General features: G+C 70.6%; 15 protein-coding genes. 7 read left to right on the top strand and 8 right to left on the bottom strand.

Annotated elements, in window-relative coordinates:
* The first annotated feature begins 37 nt into the window (after positions 1–37).
* From ACZ4MH_RS28215 to ACZ4MH_RS28200, 4 genes are all read left to right on the top strand, one after another.
* Entirely contained in the window at positions 38–217 is a 180-nt protein-coding gene (locus ACZ4MH_RS28215; protein ID WP_351593722.1) for a hypothetical protein, read from the top strand.
* A 166-nt stretch (positions 218–383) separates the two neighbouring features.
* Positions 384–797: a BlaI/MecI/CopY family transcriptional regulator gene (locus tag ACZ4MH_RS28210; RefSeq protein WP_351593719.1), complete on the top strand. Its 414-nt coding sequence runs from the start codon at positions 384–386 to the stop codon at positions 795–797.
* A gap of 9 nt (positions 798–806) precedes the next feature.
* A complete protein-coding gene (locus ACZ4MH_RS28205; RefSeq protein WP_351593716.1) occupies positions 807–1,325 on the top strand; it encodes an amino-acid N-acetyltransferase in 519 nt (172 codons plus the stop codon).
* 156 nt (positions 1,326–1,481) lie between these two features.
* Positions 1,482–1,814, top strand: a complete 333-nt coding sequence (locus tag ACZ4MH_RS28200; RefSeq protein ID WP_030260437.1) for a histone-like nucleoid-structuring protein Lsr2 — start codon at positions 1,482–1,484, stop codon at positions 1,812–1,814.
* On the opposite strand, the gene ACZ4MH_RS28195 is transcribed toward ACZ4MH_RS28200, so the two are convergent.
* The gene (locus ACZ4MH_RS28195; RefSeq protein WP_351593713.1) at positions 1,745–2,518 is read right to left on the bottom strand and encodes an SCO3374 family protein; all 774 of its coding nucleotides are present in this window, start codon (positions 2,516–2,518) and stop codon (positions 1,745–1,747) included. The two genes, ACZ4MH_RS28200 and ACZ4MH_RS28195, sit on opposite strands and share 70 nt — an antisense overlap.
* Positions 2,519–3,005: 487 nt before the next feature.
* Here ACZ4MH_RS28195 and ACZ4MH_RS28190 point away from each other — a divergent pair, with 487 nt between their 5' ends.
* Positions 3,006–5,525 carry an ATP-dependent Clp protease ATP-binding subunit gene (locus tag ACZ4MH_RS28190; protein ID WP_351593710.1) on the top strand — a complete coding sequence of 840 codons (2,520 nt, stop codon included), beginning with the start codon at positions 3,006–3,008 and terminating at the stop codon, positions 5,523–5,525.
* 78 nt (positions 5,526–5,603) lie between these two features.
* Here ACZ4MH_RS28190 and ACZ4MH_RS28185 read toward each other — a convergent pair whose 3' ends face one another.
* Both ACZ4MH_RS28185 and ACZ4MH_RS28180 read right to left on the bottom strand, forming a co-directional pair.
* Positions 5,604–7,955 (bottom strand): NACHT domain-containing protein, encoded by a 2,352-nt coding sequence (locus ACZ4MH_RS28185; RefSeq protein ID WP_351593707.1) that lies wholly within the window; start codon positions 7,953–7,955, stop codon positions 5,604–5,606.
* 50 nt (positions 7,956–8,005) lie between these two features.
* A complete protein-coding gene (locus ACZ4MH_RS28180; RefSeq protein ID WP_351593704.1) occupies positions 8,006–11,137 on the bottom strand; it encodes an NACHT domain-containing protein in 3,132 nt (1,043 codons plus the stop codon).
* Between the two features lie 503 nt (positions 11,138–11,640).
* Between ACZ4MH_RS28180 and ACZ4MH_RS28175 the strand changes: the two genes are divergently transcribed.
* A complete protein-coding gene (locus ACZ4MH_RS28175) occupies positions 11,641–12,351 on the top strand; it encodes a M23 family metallopeptidase (RefSeq protein ID WP_351593702.1) in 711 nt (236 codons plus the stop codon).
* Positions 12,352–12,391: 40 nt separating this feature from the next.
* Here the strand turns inward: ACZ4MH_RS28175 and ACZ4MH_RS28170 are convergent, their stop codons facing one another.
* On the bottom strand, positions 12,392–12,976 hold the full coding sequence (locus ACZ4MH_RS28170; RefSeq protein ID WP_351593699.1) for a TetR/AcrR family transcriptional regulator: 585 nt from the start codon (positions 12,974–12,976) through the stop codon (positions 12,392–12,394).
* A gap of 159 nt (positions 12,977–13,135) precedes the next feature.
* On the opposite strand from ACZ4MH_RS28170, the gene ACZ4MH_RS28165 reads away from it, so the two are divergent.
* Positions 13,136–14,725, top strand: a complete 1,590-nt coding sequence (locus tag ACZ4MH_RS28165) for an MDR family MFS transporter (RefSeq protein ID WP_351593696.1) — start codon at positions 13,136–13,138, stop codon at positions 14,723–14,725.
* A 21-nt stretch (positions 14,726–14,746) separates the two neighbouring features.
* Here ACZ4MH_RS28165 and cseC read toward each other — a convergent pair whose 3' ends face one another.
* From cseC to ACZ4MH_RS28145, 4 genes are all read right to left on the bottom strand, one after another.
* Entirely contained in the window at positions 14,747–16,054 is a 1,308-nt protein-coding gene (cseC, locus tag ACZ4MH_RS28160; RefSeq protein WP_351593693.1) for a two-component system sensor histidine kinase CseC, read from the bottom strand.
* Positions 16,055–16,061: 7 nt separating this feature from the next.
* Positions 16,062–16,775 (bottom strand): two-component system response regulator CseB, encoded by a 714-nt coding sequence (gene cseB, locus ACZ4MH_RS28155; protein ID WP_351593690.1) that lies wholly within the window; start codon positions 16,773–16,775, stop codon positions 16,062–16,064.
* Positions 16,776–16,783: 8 nt separating this feature from the next.
* Positions 16,784–17,362 (bottom strand): hypothetical protein, encoded by a 579-nt coding sequence (locus ACZ4MH_RS28150; protein ID WP_351593724.1) that lies wholly within the window; start codon positions 17,360–17,362, stop codon positions 16,784–16,786.
* 193 nt (positions 17,363–17,555) lie between these two features.
* Complete coding sequence (locus ACZ4MH_RS28145; protein ID WP_351593687.1) at positions 17,556–18,107, bottom strand: SigE family RNA polymerase sigma factor; 552 nt, start codon at positions 18,105–18,107, stop codon at positions 17,556–17,558.
* Positions 18,108–18,307: the final 200 nt, after the last annotated feature.

Genomic DNA, 18,307 nt, shown 5'->3' with positions numbered 1-18,307 from the left:
TACTCTGGAACCCTCGTCGCACAAGGAGGCCCTCGGCATGGATTACGTATCGGCGCTGCTGCCCCCCGTAGTGATGGCCATCGCCTTCACCGCGGTCATCGTGACGATGGTCAAGAGCCAGGGCGGCGCGAACAAGGCCAAGGAGGACGCGGCCGTGGACGCCGTGCTCCAGCGCGCCGAGTCCGCCCGCCAGGAGCCGAAGGCGCACGGCGCCTGAGCGGCGTTCCCGGAGCGGCGTGATCCGCTCCGGTCTTCGAGCTTCGCGAATGTGACGTACGGCCCGGGATTGCACATCCCGGGCCGTACGTCTTTTTCTGCGATGAATCGGTCGCTCGCCGCCGAGAACACGCGGCATTCTGGACATCTCCCACTATTATTCTCGTGTGCCGAGACGTTTGGGTGAACTGGAAGATGCCGTCATGACGCGGGTCTGGCAGTGGAACCGGCCGGTAACCGTTCGGGAAGTACTCGAAGATCTGCAGAAGGAACGGTCCATCGCGTACACCACGGTGATGACCGTATTGGACAACCTTCACCAGAAGGGCTGGGTACGGCGAGAAGCGGAAGGCCGGGCCTATAGATATGAGGCGGTCTCCACTCGCGCCGCCTACTCGGCCGCACTGATGAACGAAGCGTGGTCCGTGAGCGACAACCCGGCGGCCGCCCTCGTCGCCTTCTTCGGGATGATGTCGCAGGAACAGCGTCAGGCCCTCCGCGATGCCATGCGCGTCGTCCAAGCGGGGACGCCGGAGGAAGTCGAGGAACCCGGCTCCGGACCGGCGGAGTCGGAACGATAGCGTCCTTGCATGCCACCGCTATCGAATGGCGTCACCGTCCGCCGGGCCCGGACCAGTGATGTGCCCGCCGTGCGCCGCCTCATCGACTCCTACTCGCGTGACGGGATCCTGCTGGACAAAGCCACCGTCACGCTTTACGAGGACATCCAGGAGTTCTGGGTGGCCGAGCGCGACGAGGACGCCGAGGTGGTGGGCTGCGGCGCGCTGCACGTCATGTGGGAAGACCTCGCCGAGGTCCGTACCCTCGCCGTCGCCCCGCAGCTCAAGGGCGCGGGCGTGGGTCATCAGGTGCTGGACAAGCTGCTCCGTACGGCAAGCTGGCTGGGAGTGCGCCGTATTTTCTGTCTGACCTTCGAAGTCGACTTCTTCGCCAAGCACGGCTTCGTGGAGATCGGCGAGACTCCGGTCGACGGCGATGTCTACAGCGAGCTGCTGCGTTCCTATGACGAGGGCGTCGCCGAGTTCCTCGGTCTCGAACGAGTGAAGCCCAACACCCTAGGCAACAGCCGCATGCTTCTGCACCTGTGATCAGCGTTCTATGTCCGAATCGCGCCCCTATCTCATGACTGTCGAAGCCGGTGTTCCCCGGAGCCGTCGCATCTGAACCCGACCCGGGGGTTTGTGTTTTTCCCGGAAAAGCGGTTTGCTTTCCGTCGTAATCCACATTCGATGAAAGGGAAACCGGTGGCACAGAAGGTTCAGGTTCTTCTTGTCGACGACCTCGACGGTGGCGAGGCGGACGAGACCGTGACGTTCGCGCTCGACGGTAAGTCCTATGAGATCGACCTCAGCAACGGCAACGCGGAGAAGCTGCGCGACGCCCTTGAGACGTTCGTGAAGGCCGGCCGTCGCACCGGTCGTGCCGCGAGCGGCCGTGGCAAGGCGCGTGCCGCCTCGTCCGGCAACAAGGACACCGCTGAGATCCGTAAGTGGGCCAAGGAGAACGGCTACGAGGTCAATGACCGCGGCCGCGTCCCCGCGACCGTCCGCGAGGCGTACGAGAAGGCCAACGGCTGATCACCGCGGAAGCGATCCGTTCGACCTTTTCTTACGCGCAGCAACCGGGCCCGGTGGCATTCCGTGGCCGCCACGCTCACGAGCCGTACGAGGTCGGGGGCGCGCCCCATACGTGACGTAAGGGGAACCCCACCACCGCCCCCGAGACCTGCCCCGCTCCCCGTGGAGGGCAGCGTCGCCTCGACATCGCAGCCCGGCTCCGGAGGCCGTACCCACGCGGCCCCCCGCGGACCGAATCCCGCAGGCAGCCCAGGCCCCGCTGCCAGGGCCGGCGCCGTGACACCGCCTCGCGTGGCCGGCGCGCAGGGCGTCACCGGCGGTGGCGCGGGCATCAGGTCACCGGAGCCGAGAGCGGTCAGCTCCAGGCCCACCGAGCCCCACTCCAGCCACTCCAGCACCCCTGGGAGCTCCTCCGCCGCGCCTGTGGCCACCAGAAGGCGCAGGACCGGTTCTCCGGGCTCCAGGGAGCCGTACGGGCGTCCCCGGCTCCTGCCGAGCGCGACCGGGCCCGTGCGCCCGGCACGGCGCAGCGTGGCGAATCCGGCGTCAGCGGGCATCTCCAGGACGTCGAAGCGGATTCCCGTGCGCAGCCGGAGCGGCTCCCCGGCGGCCGTCGGCCAGCCCAGCGCCCGCTCGTACCACTGCCGCGCGGCAGGGCCTGCGGCGAGCAGCGGATCGCGGGGGCGCGGGAGCGCGAGGGCCATGACCGGTGCAACTCCCGAAATGCTCAGAAGTTACGCTGGGTTGAGGTGTGGATACGTACCGTGCTCGCCCGGTGGGTATAGGACGGGCGTGCGGGCGCGTAAAACGGCGCAAGGGTGTTCGCCCGTAGCGGAGGGAGGCGGGCCGCGCGGATGGACTGTCAGAGGCAGCGGGTAAGACTTTTCCGAGGGGAGGGACGATGAATCGGCGCTCTGAACGGGATGTACGCGACGGCCGCGCGAGAAGCGCGGGCGTGTCGGGCAAGGCCGCGTTCGCCATGGGCGTACTGGCATGGGGCGTATATGCCTGGCCTGCGGGAACATCGTCTCGCACCATCGGGTTGGAGCAGATGTCGGCTGTTCGGGGCAGGAGGCCAAGGACGGGTGTCGGCAGTTGGAATGAGCTGTCCCGCCCCGCGGGACTAGCATGCGGAAGGACAGGGAGGGGACCGACCCCTAACTGCCTGACCGCTCTGAGGAGCGATTAACGATGTTCGAGAGGTTCACCGACCGCGCGCGGCGGGTTGTCGTCCTGGCTCAGGAAGAAGCCCGGATGCTCAACCACAACTACATCGGCACCGAGCACATTCTCCTGGGCCTGATCCACGAGGGTGAGGGTGTCGCCGCTAAGGCCCTGGAGAGCCTCGGGATTTCGCTCGAGGCGGTCCGCCAGCAGGTGGAGGAGATCATTGGCCAGGGCCAGCAGGCCCCTTCCGGCCACATTCCCTTCACCCCCCGTGCCAAGAAGGTCCTGGAGCTGTCGCTCCGCGAGGCCCTCCAGCTCGGCCACAACTACATCGGTACCGAGCACATCCTGCTCGGCCTGATCCGCGAGGGCGAGGGTGTCGCCGCCCAGGTCCTCGTGAAGCTGGGCGCCGATCTGAACCGGGTGCGGCAGCAGGTCATCCAGCTGCTCTCCGGTTACCAGGGCAAGGAGACGGCCGCCGCCGGCGGCCCCGCCGAGGGCACGCCCTCGACCTCCCTCGTCCTGGACCAGTTCGGCCGCAATCTCACGCAGGCCGCTCGTGAAACCAAGCTCGACCCGGTCATCGGGCGCGAGAAGGAGATCGAGCGGGTCATGCAGGTGCTGTCCCGGCGTACGAAGAACAACCCGGTCCTCATCGGCGAGCCCGGCGTCGGCAAGACGGCGGTCGTCGAGGGCCTGGCGCAGGCCATCGTCAAGGGCGAGGTGCCCGAGACCCTCAAGGACAAGCACCTCTACACCCTCGACCTCGGTGCCCTGGTCGCCGGCTCCCGGTACCGCGGTGACTTCGAGGAGCGCCTGAAGAAGGTGCTCAAGGAGATCCGCACCCGCGGCGACATCATCCTGTTCATCGACGAGCTCCACACCCTGGTGGGTGCGGGTGCCGCCGAGGGCGCGATCGACGCCGCCAGCATCCTGAAGCCGATGCTGGCCCGCGGTGAGCTGCAGACCATCGGTGCGACCACGCTCGACGAGTACCGCAAGCACCTGGAGAAGGACGCGGCCCTCGAGCGCCGTTTCCAGCCGATCCAGGTCGCGGAGCCGTCGCTGCCGCACACGATCGAGATCCTCAAGGGCCTGCGCGACCGCTACGAGGCGCACCACCGCGTCTCGATCACGGACGAGGCGCTGGTCCAGGCCGCTCAGCTGGCCGACCGGTACATCTCCGACCGCTTCCTGCCGGACAAGGCGATCGACCTGATCGACGAGGCCGGTTCCCGGATGCGCATCCGCCGGATGACCGCGCCGCCGGACCTCCGCGAGTTCGACGAGAAGATCGCCGACGTGCGCCGGGAGAAGGAGTCCGCGATCGACTCGCAGGACTTCGAGATGGCTGCGGGCCTGCGTGACAAGGAGAAGCAGCTCCTGGCCGCGAAGGCGAAGCGGGAGAAGGAGTGGAAGGCCGGCGACATGGACGTCGTCGCCGAGGTCGACGGCGAGCTGATCGCCGAGGTCCTGGCCACGGCCACGGGCATCCCGGTCTTCAAGCTCACCGAGGAGGAGTCTTCCCGTCTCCTCCGCATGGAGGACGAGCTGCACAAGCGCGTCATCGGCCAGAAGGACGCCATCAAGGCGCTCTCGCAGGCCATCCGGCGCACGCGTGCCGGCCTGAAGGACCCGAAGCGCCCCGGCGGTTCGTTCATCTTCGCGGGCCCGTCCGGTGTCGGTAAGACCGAGCTGTCCAAGACGCTCGCCGAGTTCCTCTTCGGCGACGAGGACGCGCTGATCTCCCTCGACATGTCGGAGTTCAGCGAGAAGCACACGGTCTCCCGGCTCTTCGGCTCGCCTCCCGGCTACGTCGGCTACGAAGAGGGCGGCCAGCTGACCGAGAAGGTCCGCCGCAAGCCGTTCTCCGTGGTCCTCTTCGACGAGGTCGAGAAGGCCCACCCGGACATCTTCAACTCCCTGCTGCAGATCCTGGAGGACGGTCGCCTGACCGACTCCCAGGGCCGGGTCGTGGACTTCAAGAACACCGTCATCATCATGACGACGAACCTCGGCACCCGGGACATCTCCAAGGGCTTCAACCTGGGCTTCGCCGCCCAGGGCGATGTGAAGTCGGGCTACGAGCGGATGAAGAACAAGGTCAACGAAGAGCTCAAGCAGCACTTCCGGCCGGAGTTCCTCAACCGTGTCGACGACACGGTCGTCTTCCACCAGCTCACCGAGGAAGACATCATCCAGATCGTCGACCTGATGATCGCCAAGGTGGACGAGCGCCTCAAGGACCGCGACATGGGCATCGAGCTCAGCTCCGAGGCCAAGTCGCTGCTCGCCAAGCGTGGTTACGACCCGGTGCTGGGCGCCCGCCCGCTGCGCCGGACGATCCAGCGCGAGATCGAGGACGCCCTCTCGGAGAAGATCCTCTTCAGCGAGCTGCGTCCGGGCCACATCGTGGTCGTCGACGTCGAGGGCGAGGGGGAGAACACCAAGTTCACCTTCCGCGGCGAGGAGAAGTCGGCGCTGCCCGACGCCCCGCCGATCGAGTCCGCCGGCTCGGGCCCGAACCTGAGCAAGGACGCGTAAGCGTCACCGCGGTTCACCGCCGCTGCCCCGGAACCACCGCGTGGTTCCGGGGCAGCGGCGTTTCTCCGTCCCGTACGCCTACAGCTCCACGACCTCGATGTCCTCCGGTATGCCCGTCGGGCGCGGCAGGCGGCTGCCCACCAGGAGCGTGTCCAGGCGCGGGAAGGCGGTCAGCCAGTCCATCGGGACGCCGAGGTCGTAGGAGAGCCACAGCCGGGTCAGCCGTTCGGCGACGATGCCCTCGATGAGCTGGTCGGGCGTGAAGCGCCCGGCGATCTGGAGATGCGGCCGGCCGCCGAGCCGGCGCAGCGCGTGCAGCTCCTCCAGGTCGGACACCGGGAAGTACAGCTCCGCGTCGTCGAGGTGGGCGATGATCTCCCGCGCGTACCGCTCGGTGTCGTACCGCCGCCAGGCGCTCGCCAGCTGCGCCCGTACGTCCAGGTGCGGCCGTTCCCGCAGCCCGGTGAGGTAGTCGATGGCCATGTCGTCGCCGATGGAGGTGGCGGTGAGGGCGAGGAGGTACGCCTCGGCGTTGGTGGCCGTGGCCGGGTCCGGCAGCATCTCCAGGACGATCGGCCCGATCCAGCCCAGCGCGCGGGCCCCGGACGCGGTGGTCGGCCGCATCATGTCGCGCGTGAAGCGCTGCACGCGCCCCCGGACCTCCGGGTCCAGCTCCGTGGCGTGCTCCAGGCACGCGGCGGCCAGCAGCTTGCGGTGCCGGGCATCCGCGGCGCGCACGCCCGCGTGCGGGGCCAGCAGCCCGTTCAGCAGCGTCGCGCACTCGTCGGGCCGGGCGAGGGCGACGGCCATCCGGATGACGTCCTCCCACTCCGTGTGGTGCGCGTGGTCCAGCAGCAGCGCGAAGTCGTGCTGCTGCACGGTGGCCCGCGCGGCCAGATAGTCCTGGAACGTGCGGTGGACGAAGTCCACGGTGCCGGGCGTCGTCTCGCGCAGCAGTCCGGTGCGGTTCAGCAGGTGCCGGTAGACGTCCTCGGCGTCGCCCTGCCGGGCCGCGTCGGGAATGGCGGGCAGATGCCGGGCCAGGGTGTCCACGGCGACGTCGCGGTCCATCTCGGACCGGCCGTTGACCAGCATCCAGCGCGCCAGCTTCTGGAGCAGCTGTATCTTCGGCTGCCGCGGCAGGTCGATGGCGTCGGTGGGCACCATCGCCCGTTCCCGGTCGCGCCGCTCCAGCAGCATCGACAGGCCCGCGTCGTACAGCTCCTTGCGCCCGCTGGGCAGGTAGCCGCGCCGGTCCCGGTGGAGCGCGCACAGCAGCCCGCACATCAGCGGGTTGGTCGCCAGCCGCCCCAGGTCCCGGGTGATGCGTACGGCGTTCAGCAGCGTCCGCTCGTAGTGCCCGAGCCGGTCCAGGTCGGCGGGCGACTGCTGGGCGGCGGCGCGGTGCCAGCGCTGGATGAACGCCGCGACGTCCTCGCGGCCCATCGGCGCCAGCCGCAGCTCGGTGAACCCGTCGGCGGCCAGCCAGTCCTCCGGCACGGCGGACGGCCGGGAGGTCACGACCCAGACGTTGCCCGGATACCGGTCCGCCCAGTCGCGCAGCCGCAGCAGGAGCCGCTCGCGGTCGTCCTCCGGCGCCTCGTCCACGCCGTCGACGAGCAGCAGCCCGCGGCCGGCCCGCAGCACCCGCTCCACCCAGCCGGCCGGCTGGGCGTCCGCGGCGGGGTACCCCATGGCCGCCAGGAAGCCGTCCGGCGACGGGATGCCGGAGCGGGACGCGAAGCGGCGTACGGGCAGCAGGAACGGCACCCGGCCGCGCAGCTCCCCGGCCAGTACCGCCGGCGGCTCTCCGCGCGCCGTGGCCACCGCCAGCCACTGCAGCAGCGTCGTCTTGCCGGACCCGGCCACGCCCCGTACGAGCACCTTGTCCAGCCCGGCCAGCGCCTGCTCGGCGGGCACGGGCGGGGCCTGCGGCCCGCGCTCGCACTGGAGCCCCAGGTAGGCCGCGTCCAGCGGCCAGCTGTCCGGCGAGTGCGCGAGGTCGATGCCGAAGATCGTGAGGTGGTTGTGGAGCACGGCGGTGTCCCGCGCGAACCGCTCCTCGAAGGCGGCGTCGTCGGTGGGCGTCGCGCTCATGTGTACGGCTACGACGTCGAGCACGGTCCTGAACAGCGCGCGGCCGTCGGCGGTCAGCCCGCGCTCCGCGTCCGGCGCGGCGGCGCGCAGCCGGTACGCGAAGTCGGCGGGCGGCAGCTGTACGGCCTGCCAGTCGGCCGGCCCGCTCGCGTCGAGCGCGCCGAGCGTACGCGCCAGCGCGCCGGCCACGGGGCCCGCCACCGCCTCGTCGGTGCCGGTGAGCGCCACCAGCCGCCCCGCGAGCGCCGCCGACTCCTCCCCGCGGAACAGCCCTCTGACAAGCGGCCCGACGGTTTCAGGGGTGAGACGGGCGGCGGCGGTCGTGGGATCCATACGGCGGTGTCCCCCGGTAACTGGTGGGCGCGGTCAACGCTGTTGGGGAATCAGGGTAGGGGAGTGAAGCCGATGGCTGTGAGGGGCTTGCCCGGCCCGGCGGTGTAGAGAGTCCGTAGACCGGGAAAGTGGCGGGCCACGGCTTCCAGGTCGGGCTGTTGTTCTCCCGTGGGCGAGTAGAGCCTGAGGTCGGCGAGCCCGGGGAGTGTGAACCCGGGTGGACAGTCGGCCAGGCAGTCGGCGTCCACGCTGAGCCACCTCAAGGACTCCAGCGTGGCGATCTCCGCCCAGCCGGCGGCGTCCCGCGGGCAGGCACGGGGGTCGAGCAGGAGCTCCCGGAGGCCCGGCCACGCCCGTACGCCGAACGGCCCTGACCAGTCCCGTGAAGCGCTGTCGCCCAGCCGCAGGAAATGCAGCGGAAGGTGCTTCGGCAGGTCGTCGGGGTGCCAGGAGACGTCCGGCAGGTGGACCGTCAGCTCGCGGAGGCCGGTCAGCGAGGCGAGCGGGCGCAGGTCCCGGACACCGGTGAGGTCGAAGAGCGCCAGGGACTCCAGGGGGAGGCCGGAGAGCGGGGACAGATCGGTGTCCGTCGCGGACAACGTCAGGTCGGTGAGTCCCGGGGTGTCCCGCAGGAAGGTGAGATCGGTGCGGGTGTTCCCGGCCCAGATGCGCAGGTGCCCGGCCCCGACCTCCCGGGCGTACGCGGCGAGGGCCTCCTGCGACACCCCGGCCCGTACGTCGATCCGCTCACGGCCGCCGAGCCCGCGCAGAATGCGCAGCTGTTCGTCGTTGTGGACGCTGAACCGCAGCCCGTCCGGATCGAGATGCCGGACCACCTCCTCCGCGTACCGTTCCGCGTCGAACCGGTGCCACGCCCACACCAGCTGCGAGCGGACCCGCAGCGCCGGATGCTCCCGGAATCGGGCCAGTACGGGCAGTGCGCGCTCCGACTCCACATTCGACGCGGCGACCGTGACCGCGACCGCCTCGTCCTCGCTCAGCCCCTCCGGGCCCGGCAGGAATTCCAGTACCAGCGCCCCCGCCCCCGCCAACTCCCGTGCCTCCTCCGCGGAGCGGGGCGGCAGCAGTTCCGCCGTCCGTTCCTCCACCGCCGTGCGGACCGCCGGGTCCAGTTCGGAGGCGTGGTCCAGGCAGGCCAGGGCGAGGAGCTGGATACGGATGCGTACCGCGCGCTCGTCCTCGCCGCTCGCCGCGTCGGCGCGGGTCAGCAATTCCCGCAGGATCTCGGCCCGTTCGCGCGGCCGGCCGTGCGCGACCGCCATCCGGATCACGTCCTCCCACTGGGAGTCGTGCGCGTGGGCGATCAGCAGCCCGATGTCCCACTCCTCGACCGCGGCCCGCGCGCCCAGGTAGTCCTGGAAGGTGCGGTGTGCGAAGTGGACGGCGCCCGGGGCCGGTTCGCGGAGGAGGCCGCTGCGGAGCAGGAGGTGGCGGAAGACGGCGGGCGCGTCGCCCTGCGCGGCCGCCGCGGGGACGGCCGGCAGCGCGTCGGCGATGATCCGCTCCGCGTGCGCGCGGTCCAGCTCGGTCCGGCCGTTGCGGATCAGCCAGTACGCGAGCCGTTGCAGGAGCTGGATCTGCGGCTCGTCGCTCAGCTCGATGCCGTCCGGGCCGTTCATGTCGCGCTCGCGGTCGCGGCGCGAGAGCAGCATCGTCAGCGCCGCGTCGTACAGCTCCTTGCGCCCGTGCGGCAGATAGCCGCGCCGGTCCCGGTGCAGCGCGCAGATCAGCCCGCACATCAGGGGGTTGGTGGCCAGCCGCGCCAGGTCCTGTTTGGTGCGTACGGCGTGCAGCAGCGACTGCTCGTACGCGGCCAGCCGCTCCTCGTCCGCCGGCGCTTCCGCGCTGGCCGCCGCGTGCCAGCGCCCGATGAACAAGGCCACGTCGTCCCGGCCCATCGGCGCGAGCGTCAGCTCCGTGAAGCCGTCGGCCGCGAGCCAGTCCTCGCGCACGGCGGAGGGGCGCGAGGTCACCAGCCACAGGTTGTGCGGGAACGCGTCGAGGAGGTCGCGCAGCCAGCGCCGGGTCCGGTCGCGCTCCCGTTCCGGTATCTCGTCCAGCCCGTCCACGAGGACCAGCCCGCGCCCGCTCGTCAGCACCCGGTGCGCCCACCCGTCCGGCTGCGCGCCGGACACCGGGCAGCCGACGGCCGCGAGGAAACGGTCGGGCGTGGGGAGGTCCGCGGCGGCGCGTTGGAGCGTTCGCAGGGGCAGGACGAAGGGGATGCGCCCGTACAGGTGCGGCATGGCGACCGCGTCGCCCGCCGGGGTGCAGGAGACCGCGAGCCACTGCACCAGCGTGCTCTTGCCCGAGCCCGCCACGCCGCGCAGCAGGACCCGGCTGTGCCCGGCGAGCGCGTGATCGGCGGGGACCGGCGAAGCGGGCGGGGTCGGGGCGTCCCCCAGGCCGTCGAACGCGTCCTCGGCGCCCGGGGCCGCCCGGTCCGCGTACGTCGCCTCCAGGCTCATGTACGCCGCGTCCAGTGGCCACCGGTCCGGAGAATGCGCCAGGTCGATGCCGTAGATCGTCAGCCGGCCGTGCTTCTTGCCGAGGTACGCGAGGTAGTCGCGTTCGAAGGCGGTGTCCGCGGCCCGCGGCGTGGGATTCCGGGCGATCAGCTCGTCGGTCAGCGTGACGAGCCGGTCCAGGCTCCGGCTCTGCTGGACGAGGGTGCGCGCGACAAAGGTCGAGCGCTGGGTGAAGAAGTGCACGATGTGCAGGCAGGCCAGGTCGAGCAAAGCGTCGTGCAGCAGCGCGGCGTCCCGGGAGAGCGCGTCGAGCCGTGCCCCGTTGGCCCGCCGCAGCCGCTCCGCGAGCGCCGGGGCGCCGAGCTGGACGGCCTGTACGTCGTCCATGGCCAGCTCGCCCAGGCCGTACAGGGTGTGCGCGAGCGCGTCGGCGACGGCGGTCTCCTCACCGGCGGGGACGGGCCGCTCGCCGGGCCCGGCCGCGCGCACCGCGCGCGTGACCAGCTCCTCGGCGATCTTCCGCAGGTCGCCCTCGGTGAGCGTGCGTTTCTCGCCCGTGAACGACACCAGCGCCGAGACCCGTACCGGCTTCTCCGCCAGGCCCGCGCCGGGCCCCTCCTTCACGAAGAGCCGTTTCACGAGCGGCGCGACGACGGACGAGGCGAGCCGCGCGCCGAGTGCCGAGGGGTCCATACCGGGCCCTCCCCCTTCTTTCCTGCGGGCCGGATGCGGCCTGTCAGGTTACCGGGATCACAGGCCCTTGGTCCCGAAACGGACATACCAAGGGCCTCGCGCAAAGCGGGCGGATCGGGGGGTTCGGTGACATGCCGCACAGCGCATTTCGTGCCTACTAAAGGCCATAGGAAAGGCGCCGGACGGTGCCGCGGGACCCGTTTCCCCGGTGGGCCGGGACTTTCGGCAGGGGGGTGGGAGGGACCTGCGCCCGAGAAGTCGCGGATCAAGGGAATGGCTGGTGGGAGCGTAATCGCGGCCGAGAGATCGGCTTTCGTTCCGGTCGGACCGGGATGTTTTGGAGCGGCGGAGCCGGGTAGCGCAAGGGGCTGATTCCCGTGGCTTTCAATACGGGGTGCGATAGTAGAAAGGCTTCTTGGCAGGCCCGCGAGCGGCGGTTACCAATGAATAGCGATCCCGGTTGGTCCCGGCCGGGAGCCAATTCTTTCGGAGGTAATCCCCGTATGTCGAAGTTCTCCCTCACCCGGTATTCGAAGAAGCCCGCCCTGCGTACCCGCGCCACTGTTCTGGTGGCCGGAATGGGCGCCTCCCTCGCGCTGGGTGCCGGTGCTGCTTCGGCGATGGACGGCGGCGCGGTATCGCTCCAGGGCCTTTCCACGGACGTGGGCAGCACGGTGAGCGCGCAGGCCGACGCGCAGAAGAAGTCGATCGACGCGGAGAAGAAGGCCGCGGCCGACCGCGCCAAGGCCGCCGCCGACCGGCACGAGCGTGCCGAGCGGCAGCTGGCCAAGACCGACGGCTGGGAGAAGCCGGTGGACAAGTACGGCCTCGGCGAGAAGTTCGGCCTGGCCGGCAGCCACTGGTCGCATCGCCACAGTGGCCAGGACTTCGTGGTGCCCACCGGTACGCACGTGAAGGCCGCGCACGAGGGCACCGTCGTGAAGGCGGGTCCGAACGGCGGCGGTGACGGCCCCGCGTACGGCAATGCCATTGTGATCAAGCACGGCGGCCACACGTACACCCAGTACGCGCACCTTTCGAAGATCGAGGTCCAGGTGGGCCAGAAGGTGTCCGCGGGTCAGCAGATCGCGCTTTCCGGCAGCACCGGTAATTCCACCGGCCCGCACCTGCACTTCGAGGTCCGTACCGGCCCGGACTACGGCACCGGTATCGAGCCGGTGAAGTTCCTGCGCGGCGAGCACCTGCACGTGTGAGCCGAAGTGCGGTGAATCACTTCTGCCCGAGTGCGGTGAATCACTGTTGAGGTTCGCCCGGCGTATTCGCCGCGGTGACCAATTCCAAGGCGACTTCGAGGATGGCCCTGCGCTTGTCCTCGGGGTCGCCTTCGATGTTTCCCATGGCGAACATCCCCGCGTGCAGCGACACCAGCGCGGTGACGCAGCGGGCCTGGTCCGTCAGCTCGGCGTCCGGCTCCTTGAGGAGCCCGACCATCGTGAGCATCCGCTCCTTGAACGACTCGCCGATGCTCAGGTCGCGGACGGCGGCCTGGTTCTCCTGCATGAAGCGGAAGAGCGGTGCGGCGTCGCGCAGCGCCTCGCTGTAGCGGCGGACGACCTCGGTCTTCGTGTCCAGCGTGCGCGGCCGGTCGGCGGCCCACGCGATCAGCTCGTCGCAGGGCCTGGCCAGGTCCTCGAAGAGGCTGATGACGATGTCTTCCTTGGTCTTGAAGTGGTAGTACAGCGCCGCCTTCGTCACGTCCAGGTGCTCGGCGATCTCCCGCAGCGACGTCTTCTCGTACCCCTGCTGCGCGAAGAGGTCCAGGGCCACGTCCTGAATGCGCTGCCGGGTGTTGCCCCTGCGCGCGTGTGCTGTGCCCATGGTGCTCTCCTACTTCGTCGGTACTGGCGCTCTCGCAGGCTATCCCTGGTCAGGCGGCCCGGACCTTAACTTACTTGACGACCGGCTAGTTACCGCTTACCGTCCTCACTGTAATCCAAACTTGCCGGGCGGCAAGTAAGTACAGGAAACGGGGGAACGATGGCCGCCACCCAGGCCACCGCACCGACGGAGCGCGGCGGGAAACAGCCCGCGAGCGTGCGTGTGGTGCTCTTCGCCTTGATGATCGCGATGCTGCTCGCGATGCTCGACAACATGATCGTGGGCACCGCGATGCCGACGATCGTCGGCGAGCTCGGCGGCCTCGACCACCTCTCCTGGGTGGTCACCGCCTACACCCTCGCCACCGCCGCCTCCACCCCGATCTGGGGCAAGCTCGGCGACATGTACGGCCGCAAGGGCGTCTTCCTGGCGTCCATCGTGCTGTTCCTGATCGGCTCGGCGCTCTCCGGCATGGCCCAGGACATGGGCCAGCTCATCGCCTTCCGCGCGGTGCAGGGCCTGGGCGCCGGTGGCCTGATGGTCGGCGTCATGGCGATCATCGGCGACCTGATACCGCCCCGTGAGCGCGGCAAGTACCAGGGCATGATGGCCGGCGTCATGGCCGTCGCCATGATCGGCGGCCCGCTGGTCGGCGGCACCATCACCGACCACCTCGGCTGGCGCTGGAGCTTCTACATCAACCTGCCGCTCGGCGCGATAGCCCTGGCCATGGTCACCGCCGTGCTGCACCTGCCGAAGAAGCGCACTCAGGCGCGCATCGACTACGTGGGCGCCGCGCTGCTCACCATCGGCATCACCGCGCTCGTCCTGATCACCACCTGGGGCGGTACGGAGTACGACTGGGACTCGGCCCAGATCATCGGTCTCGGCGCGCTCGGCGTGGTCTCCCTCGCCGCCTTCGTCCTCGTGGAGCGCAAGGTCAGCGAGCCGGTCGTGCCGCTGCACATCTTCCGCAACGGGAACTTCTCGCTCGTCACCCTGATCGGGTTCCTGGTCGGCTTCGTGATGTTCGGGTCGATGACCTTCCTGCCGCTCTTCCAGCAGAGCGTCCAGGGCGCCTCGGCCACCAACTCCGGGCTGCTGCTCCTGCCCATGCTGCTGGCGATGATGGCGGTCTCGCTGGTCGCGGGCCGGGTCACCACGACGAGCGGCCGGTACAAGATGTTCGTGGTGGGCGGCGGCGCGCTGATCACCGCGGGCCTCTTCCTGCTGTCCCTGATGGACACCGGCACCACCCGCTTCACCTCGGGCGCGTACATGGCCGTCCTCGGCGCCGGCATGGGCTTCCTGATGCAGACGACCATGCTCATCGCGCAGAACAGCGTCGAGATGAAGGACATGGGCGTCGGCTCGTCCTCCGCCACGCTCTTCCGCACGATCGGCGGCTCCTTCGGTGTGGCGATCTTCGGCGCGCTCTTCAGTCACCAGATGCAGAACACCATGACCGAGCGGGGCGGCGCGGCCGCCGGCAAGGCCATCGCGGGCGGTGCGCAGCTCGACCCCAAGGGCCTGGCGCAGCTCCCGGCCCCGATCAAGGACGCGTACCTGCACGCGGTCGCCGACGGCACCCACCTGGTCTTCCTGTGCGGCGCGGCCATCAGCGTCATCGGTTTCGCCGCTGCCTGGTTCCTCAAGGAGGTCCCGCTGCGCGGCGGCCCGGCGAAGCCGGCGGACGCGCCGCAGGACTCCGCGCCGGACGCCGTGGAGAAGCTCCCGCAGGGCGTCTGACGCCCCCGCCGGGCCCGCCGGTCAGTCCGGCGGGCCCGGCAGCTGGATCACCGGGAAGCTGCCCGTCGCCGTCGGGGCGTTCTCCGGGAGCCAGAGGACGGCGACGGCGCCGGTCGTGCCGTCGACGGCGGGCTCCGCGTTGCGGAAGGTCAGCCGCGCGCCCAGCACCCGCGCCTGGCCCGCCGCGATGGTCAGGCCCAGGCCGTGGCCACGCCCCGCCCGGTCGCTGCTGCCGGTGCGGAAGCGGCTCGGGCCCTCGCGCAGCAGCGCCTCGGGGAAGCCGGGGCCGTGGTCGCGGACCCGGATCACCCGGCCCTCGACCGTGACCTCGACCGGCGGCCTGCCGTGCCGGGAGGCGTTGGCGATGAGGTTGCCGAGGATGCGCTCCAGGCGGCGCGGGTCGGTGCTGACCTCCGCGTCCCGCACGATCTCGACCGTGATGTCGGGCCCCAGCGCGCGCACCCGCCGCCGGACGAACTCCCCGAGGTCCACGTCCTGCAGCTCGGCCCGCTCGGCGTAGCCGTCCAGCCGGGCCACCTCCAGTACGTCCTCCACCAGCGTCCGCATGGCCTGCGCCCGGTCCCGTACGAGCTCGGTCGGGCGGCCCGGGGGCAGCAGCTCGGCCGCCGTGAGCAGCCCGGTGACCGGCGTGCGCAGCTCGTGCGCGATGTCGGCGGTGACCCGCCGCTCGGCCTCGATACGGGTCTGCAGCGCGTCCGACATGGCGTCCACGGCCCGCGCCAGCTCATCGGTCTCGTCGCGCACCCGGCCGCCGATCTCGTCCCGTACCCGTACGGACGTGTCGCCCTCGGCGAGCTTGCGGGCCGCCCCGGCCGCCTTCCGCAGCCGCTGCGAGAGCCGCCCGCCGACCAGTACGCCCAGCGCGCAGCCCGCCGCGACGACCGCGATGGACCCGATGAACAGTGCCTGGTCCAGGTCGTCCAGGACGGTGAAGCGGTCCGGGTAGTCGTTGTGGAGGGAGAGCACCCGGCCGTCGTCCAGCGGCGCGGCGGCCCACACCTCCGGCACGTCCTCCCCGTTGTCCTCCAGGTAGGTGGCGCGCCGGCCCTCGGAGACCTCGGCGCGCAGCGCCGCGGGCAGCTTCGGGTCGTCGATGCGGGCGCCGAACTGGAGCCGGCTGGTGGTCTCGTAGATCCGCTGGGTGAAGTTCAGCCGCTCGATCTGCACGTCGCGGCTGTTGTCGAGCATGGAGACGCGGGCGGCGTTGTGCACGACGAGACTCAGCGCGATCGCGACCAGCGCGCCGACGAGCGCGATCGCCGCGCTGAGCTTCCAGCGCAGTCCCGTACGCAGGGCGAGGCCGACCACCGGCGGGTCAGCCTCTCAGCTTGTAGCCGAAGCCGCGGACCGTCTCGATCCGGTCCTGGCCGATCTTGCCGCGCAGCCGCTGCACGTGGACGTCCACGACCCGGGTGTCGCCGCCCCAGCCGTAGTCCCACACCCGCTCCAGCAGCCGGTCGCGGGAGAGCACCGTGCCGGGCGCGTCGGAGAACTCCAGCAGCAGCCGCATCTCGGTCGGCGTCAGCGCCACCGGCTCGCCGCCCTTGCGGACCTCCATGCCCTCGGTGTCGACCTCCAGGTCACCGAAGCGCAGCGGCCCGTCGGCCACCGGCGCCGCGGCCTCCTTGCCCGCGCCACCGCGGCTGTCCGGGCCGCTCGCGTGCCCGAAGCGGCGCAGCACCGCCCGTATGCGCGCCACCAGCACCGCGCCGTCGAACGGCTTGGTGACGTAGTCGTCGGCGCCCGCCTCCAGGCCGAGCACCACGTCGATGGAGTCGGCCCGCGCGGACAGCATGATCACCGGAACCGTCGACTCGTCCCGGATGCGCCGGCACAGGCTGACGCCGTCCAGGCCCGGCACCATCACGTCCAGCAGCGCGATGTCGGGCCGGGTCGCGCGGAAGGCTTCCAGGCCCGACAGCCCGTCGGGCATCGCCGTCACCCGGAAGCCGTCGCGCTCCAGCGCGAGCTGGGTGGCTTCCCGGATGACGTCGTCGTCCTCGACGAAGAGCACATGGGTCTCGGCCATGCCGGTTCTCAGTCCTCCGAAGGTGTCGCGCTGGATTCGGCGCCGTCCACGGTCTTGCTGTAGTCGGTGTGATAGCGGGAGTACTCGCTGAAGTGCCGCTTCGACCAGCGGTACGTCATCACATCCTCGCCGGTGGGGCAGCACACCGCGTCACCGGTGTCGTACGTCTGCTTGGTGATCTCCAGCTCGCCCTTGCTCACCCCGGCGTAGACCGGCGGCTGCTCGTTGCTGAAGACGTTCTCATAGCCCTTGGCGTCCTTGCGGTACACATACGAGCCGATCCCGACGGAGTCCGCGCACGTCATCACGTTGATGATGACGTCGGCCGTCCTGCCGCCGGTCAGCGAGGCGTACGTGACGTCTATCGGGTACTCGTCGGCCGTGCACGGCTTGGCCAGGGTCTTCTTCACCTCGGCGCCGACCTTGGGGTCCTTGCGCAGCAGCGCCCGCGCGTCGACCTTCTTGTACGCCACGGAGGACGAGGGGGACGGCGTCGGCGTCGCGCTGCGGGCGCGGGAGGGCACGGGGGTGCCGCTCGCCGAGCCCTCCGACCGGACCCCGTCACCGGTCGTGTCGCACCCGGCCATCAGCAGCGCCACCGCCGCGGTCCCCGCGAGGGCCGTACCGGCCGCGCGCCACCAGCCCCCGGGCAGGCGCGAGAAGGCGCCCGGCCGCCCCCCGGCCGGTCCGCCGTCGGCTCCGCCGCCTCTGGTCACACCGCTCCTGCTCACCATGCCTGTCACCCGTCGCCGGCCCGTGGACCGGCGGCTCCGCGGCCGGTCAGGCCGCGCACCGCTCCCGCTCCTGGTCGTCACGCTCCAGTACGCGCGCGTCGACCTCGCGGTTCACCAGCTCCTGGCGCAGCCGGGCCAGCGCCCGGTGCAGCGTGCTCTTGACCGTCCCCGTGGACATGCCCAGCGCCGCCGCGGTCTCCTCCGTACTCATCTGCTCCCAGTGTCGCAGGACGACGACGCTGCGCTGCTTGGGAGCCAGTACCGAGAGGATGTCCATCAGCAGGGCGCGGTCGGCGCGCTGCTCGGCGCCGTCGTCCACGCTCGCGTCCGGGAGCTGCTCGGTCGGCACCTCCTCGAGCTTGCGCGCCCGCCACCACTCGGTCCGCGTGTTGATCATGACGCGGCGCAGGTAGGCGTCGGCGAGCGACTTGTCGGCGATGCCGTCCCAGCGCCCGTACGTGCGGACCAGGGCCGTCTGCAGCAGGTCCTGCGCGTCGACCGGGTCGGGCACCAGACGCCGGGCGCTCCGCAGCAGGGCGTCCTGCCGGGTGCGCACGTATTCCTCGAAGTCCAGTACCTTGCCGCCGCTGGTCGCCATACCGACGCCTCCGATCTCCGCCTGCGTTCCCCACGTTGTCCGTGCCGGTGGTCGTGGGACCTCGCCGAGGGTGTCGGCGCACGGTCCGTCTCCAGCACGAAGACGAAGCTACGGAGGGGGTGTTGCGGCGTCATGCGCGGCCGCCGCACAGCGGATGCACGGAAATCCGTCGGTTGTGTAACAGCGGCGCGGCGCTCCTC

This window comes from Streptomyces sp. NPDC026301, assembly GCF_055567935.1.
Note: the sequence above shows the minus strand (reverse complement) of the source record. Positions and strands in the feature narration are given on the sequence as shown.

What these genes read in the sequence shown, in the direction of transcription:
- ACZ4MH_RS28180 (WP_351593704.1), bottom strand. Translation starts at nt 11,137, where the DNA reads ATGGACCCCTCGGCACTCGGCGCGCGGCTCGCCTCGTCCGTCGTCGCG.
- cseB (WP_351593690.1), bottom strand. Translation starts at nt 16,775, where the DNA reads ATGGCCGAGACCCATGTGCTCTTCGTCGAGGACGACGACGTCATCCGG.
- ACZ4MH_RS28190 (WP_351593710.1), top strand. Translation starts at nt 3,006, where the DNA reads ATGTTCGAGAGGTTCACCGACCGCGCGCGGCGGGTTGTCGTCCTGGCT.
- ACZ4MH_RS28195 (WP_351593713.1), bottom strand. Translation starts at nt 2,518, where the DNA reads ATGGCCCTCGCGCTCCCGCGCCCCCGCGATCCGCTGCTCGCCGCAGGC.
- ACZ4MH_RS28145 (WP_351593687.1), bottom strand. Translation starts at nt 18,107, where the DNA reads ATGGCGACCAGCGGCGGCAAGGTACTGGACTTCGAGGAATACGTGCGC.
- ACZ4MH_RS28165 (WP_351593696.1), top strand. Translation starts at nt 13,136, where the DNA reads ATGGCCGCCACCCAGGCCACCGCACCGACGGAGCGCGGCGGGAAACAG.
- ACZ4MH_RS28205 (WP_351593716.1), top strand. Translation starts at nt 807, where the DNA reads ATGCCACCGCTATCGAATGGCGTCACCGTCCGCCGGGCCCGGACCAGT.
- ACZ4MH_RS28215 (WP_351593722.1), top strand. Translation starts at nt 38, where the DNA reads ATGGATTACGTATCGGCGCTGCTGCCCCCCGTAGTGATGGCCATCGCC.
- ACZ4MH_RS28175 (WP_351593702.1), top strand. Translation starts at nt 11,641, where the DNA reads ATGTCGAAGTTCTCCCTCACCCGGTATTCGAAGAAGCCCGCCCTGCGT.
- ACZ4MH_RS28185 (WP_351593707.1), bottom strand. Translation starts at nt 7,955, where the DNA reads ATGGATCCCACGACCGCCGCCGCCCGTCTCACCCCTGAAACCGTCGGG.
- ACZ4MH_RS28150 (WP_351593724.1), bottom strand. Translation starts at nt 17,362, where the DNA reads ATGGCCGGGTGCGACACGACCGGTGACGGGGTCCGGTCGGAGGGCTCG.
- ACZ4MH_RS28170 (WP_351593699.1), bottom strand. Translation starts at nt 12,976, where the DNA reads ATGGGCACAGCACACGCGCGCAGGGGCAACACCCGGCAGCGCATTCAG.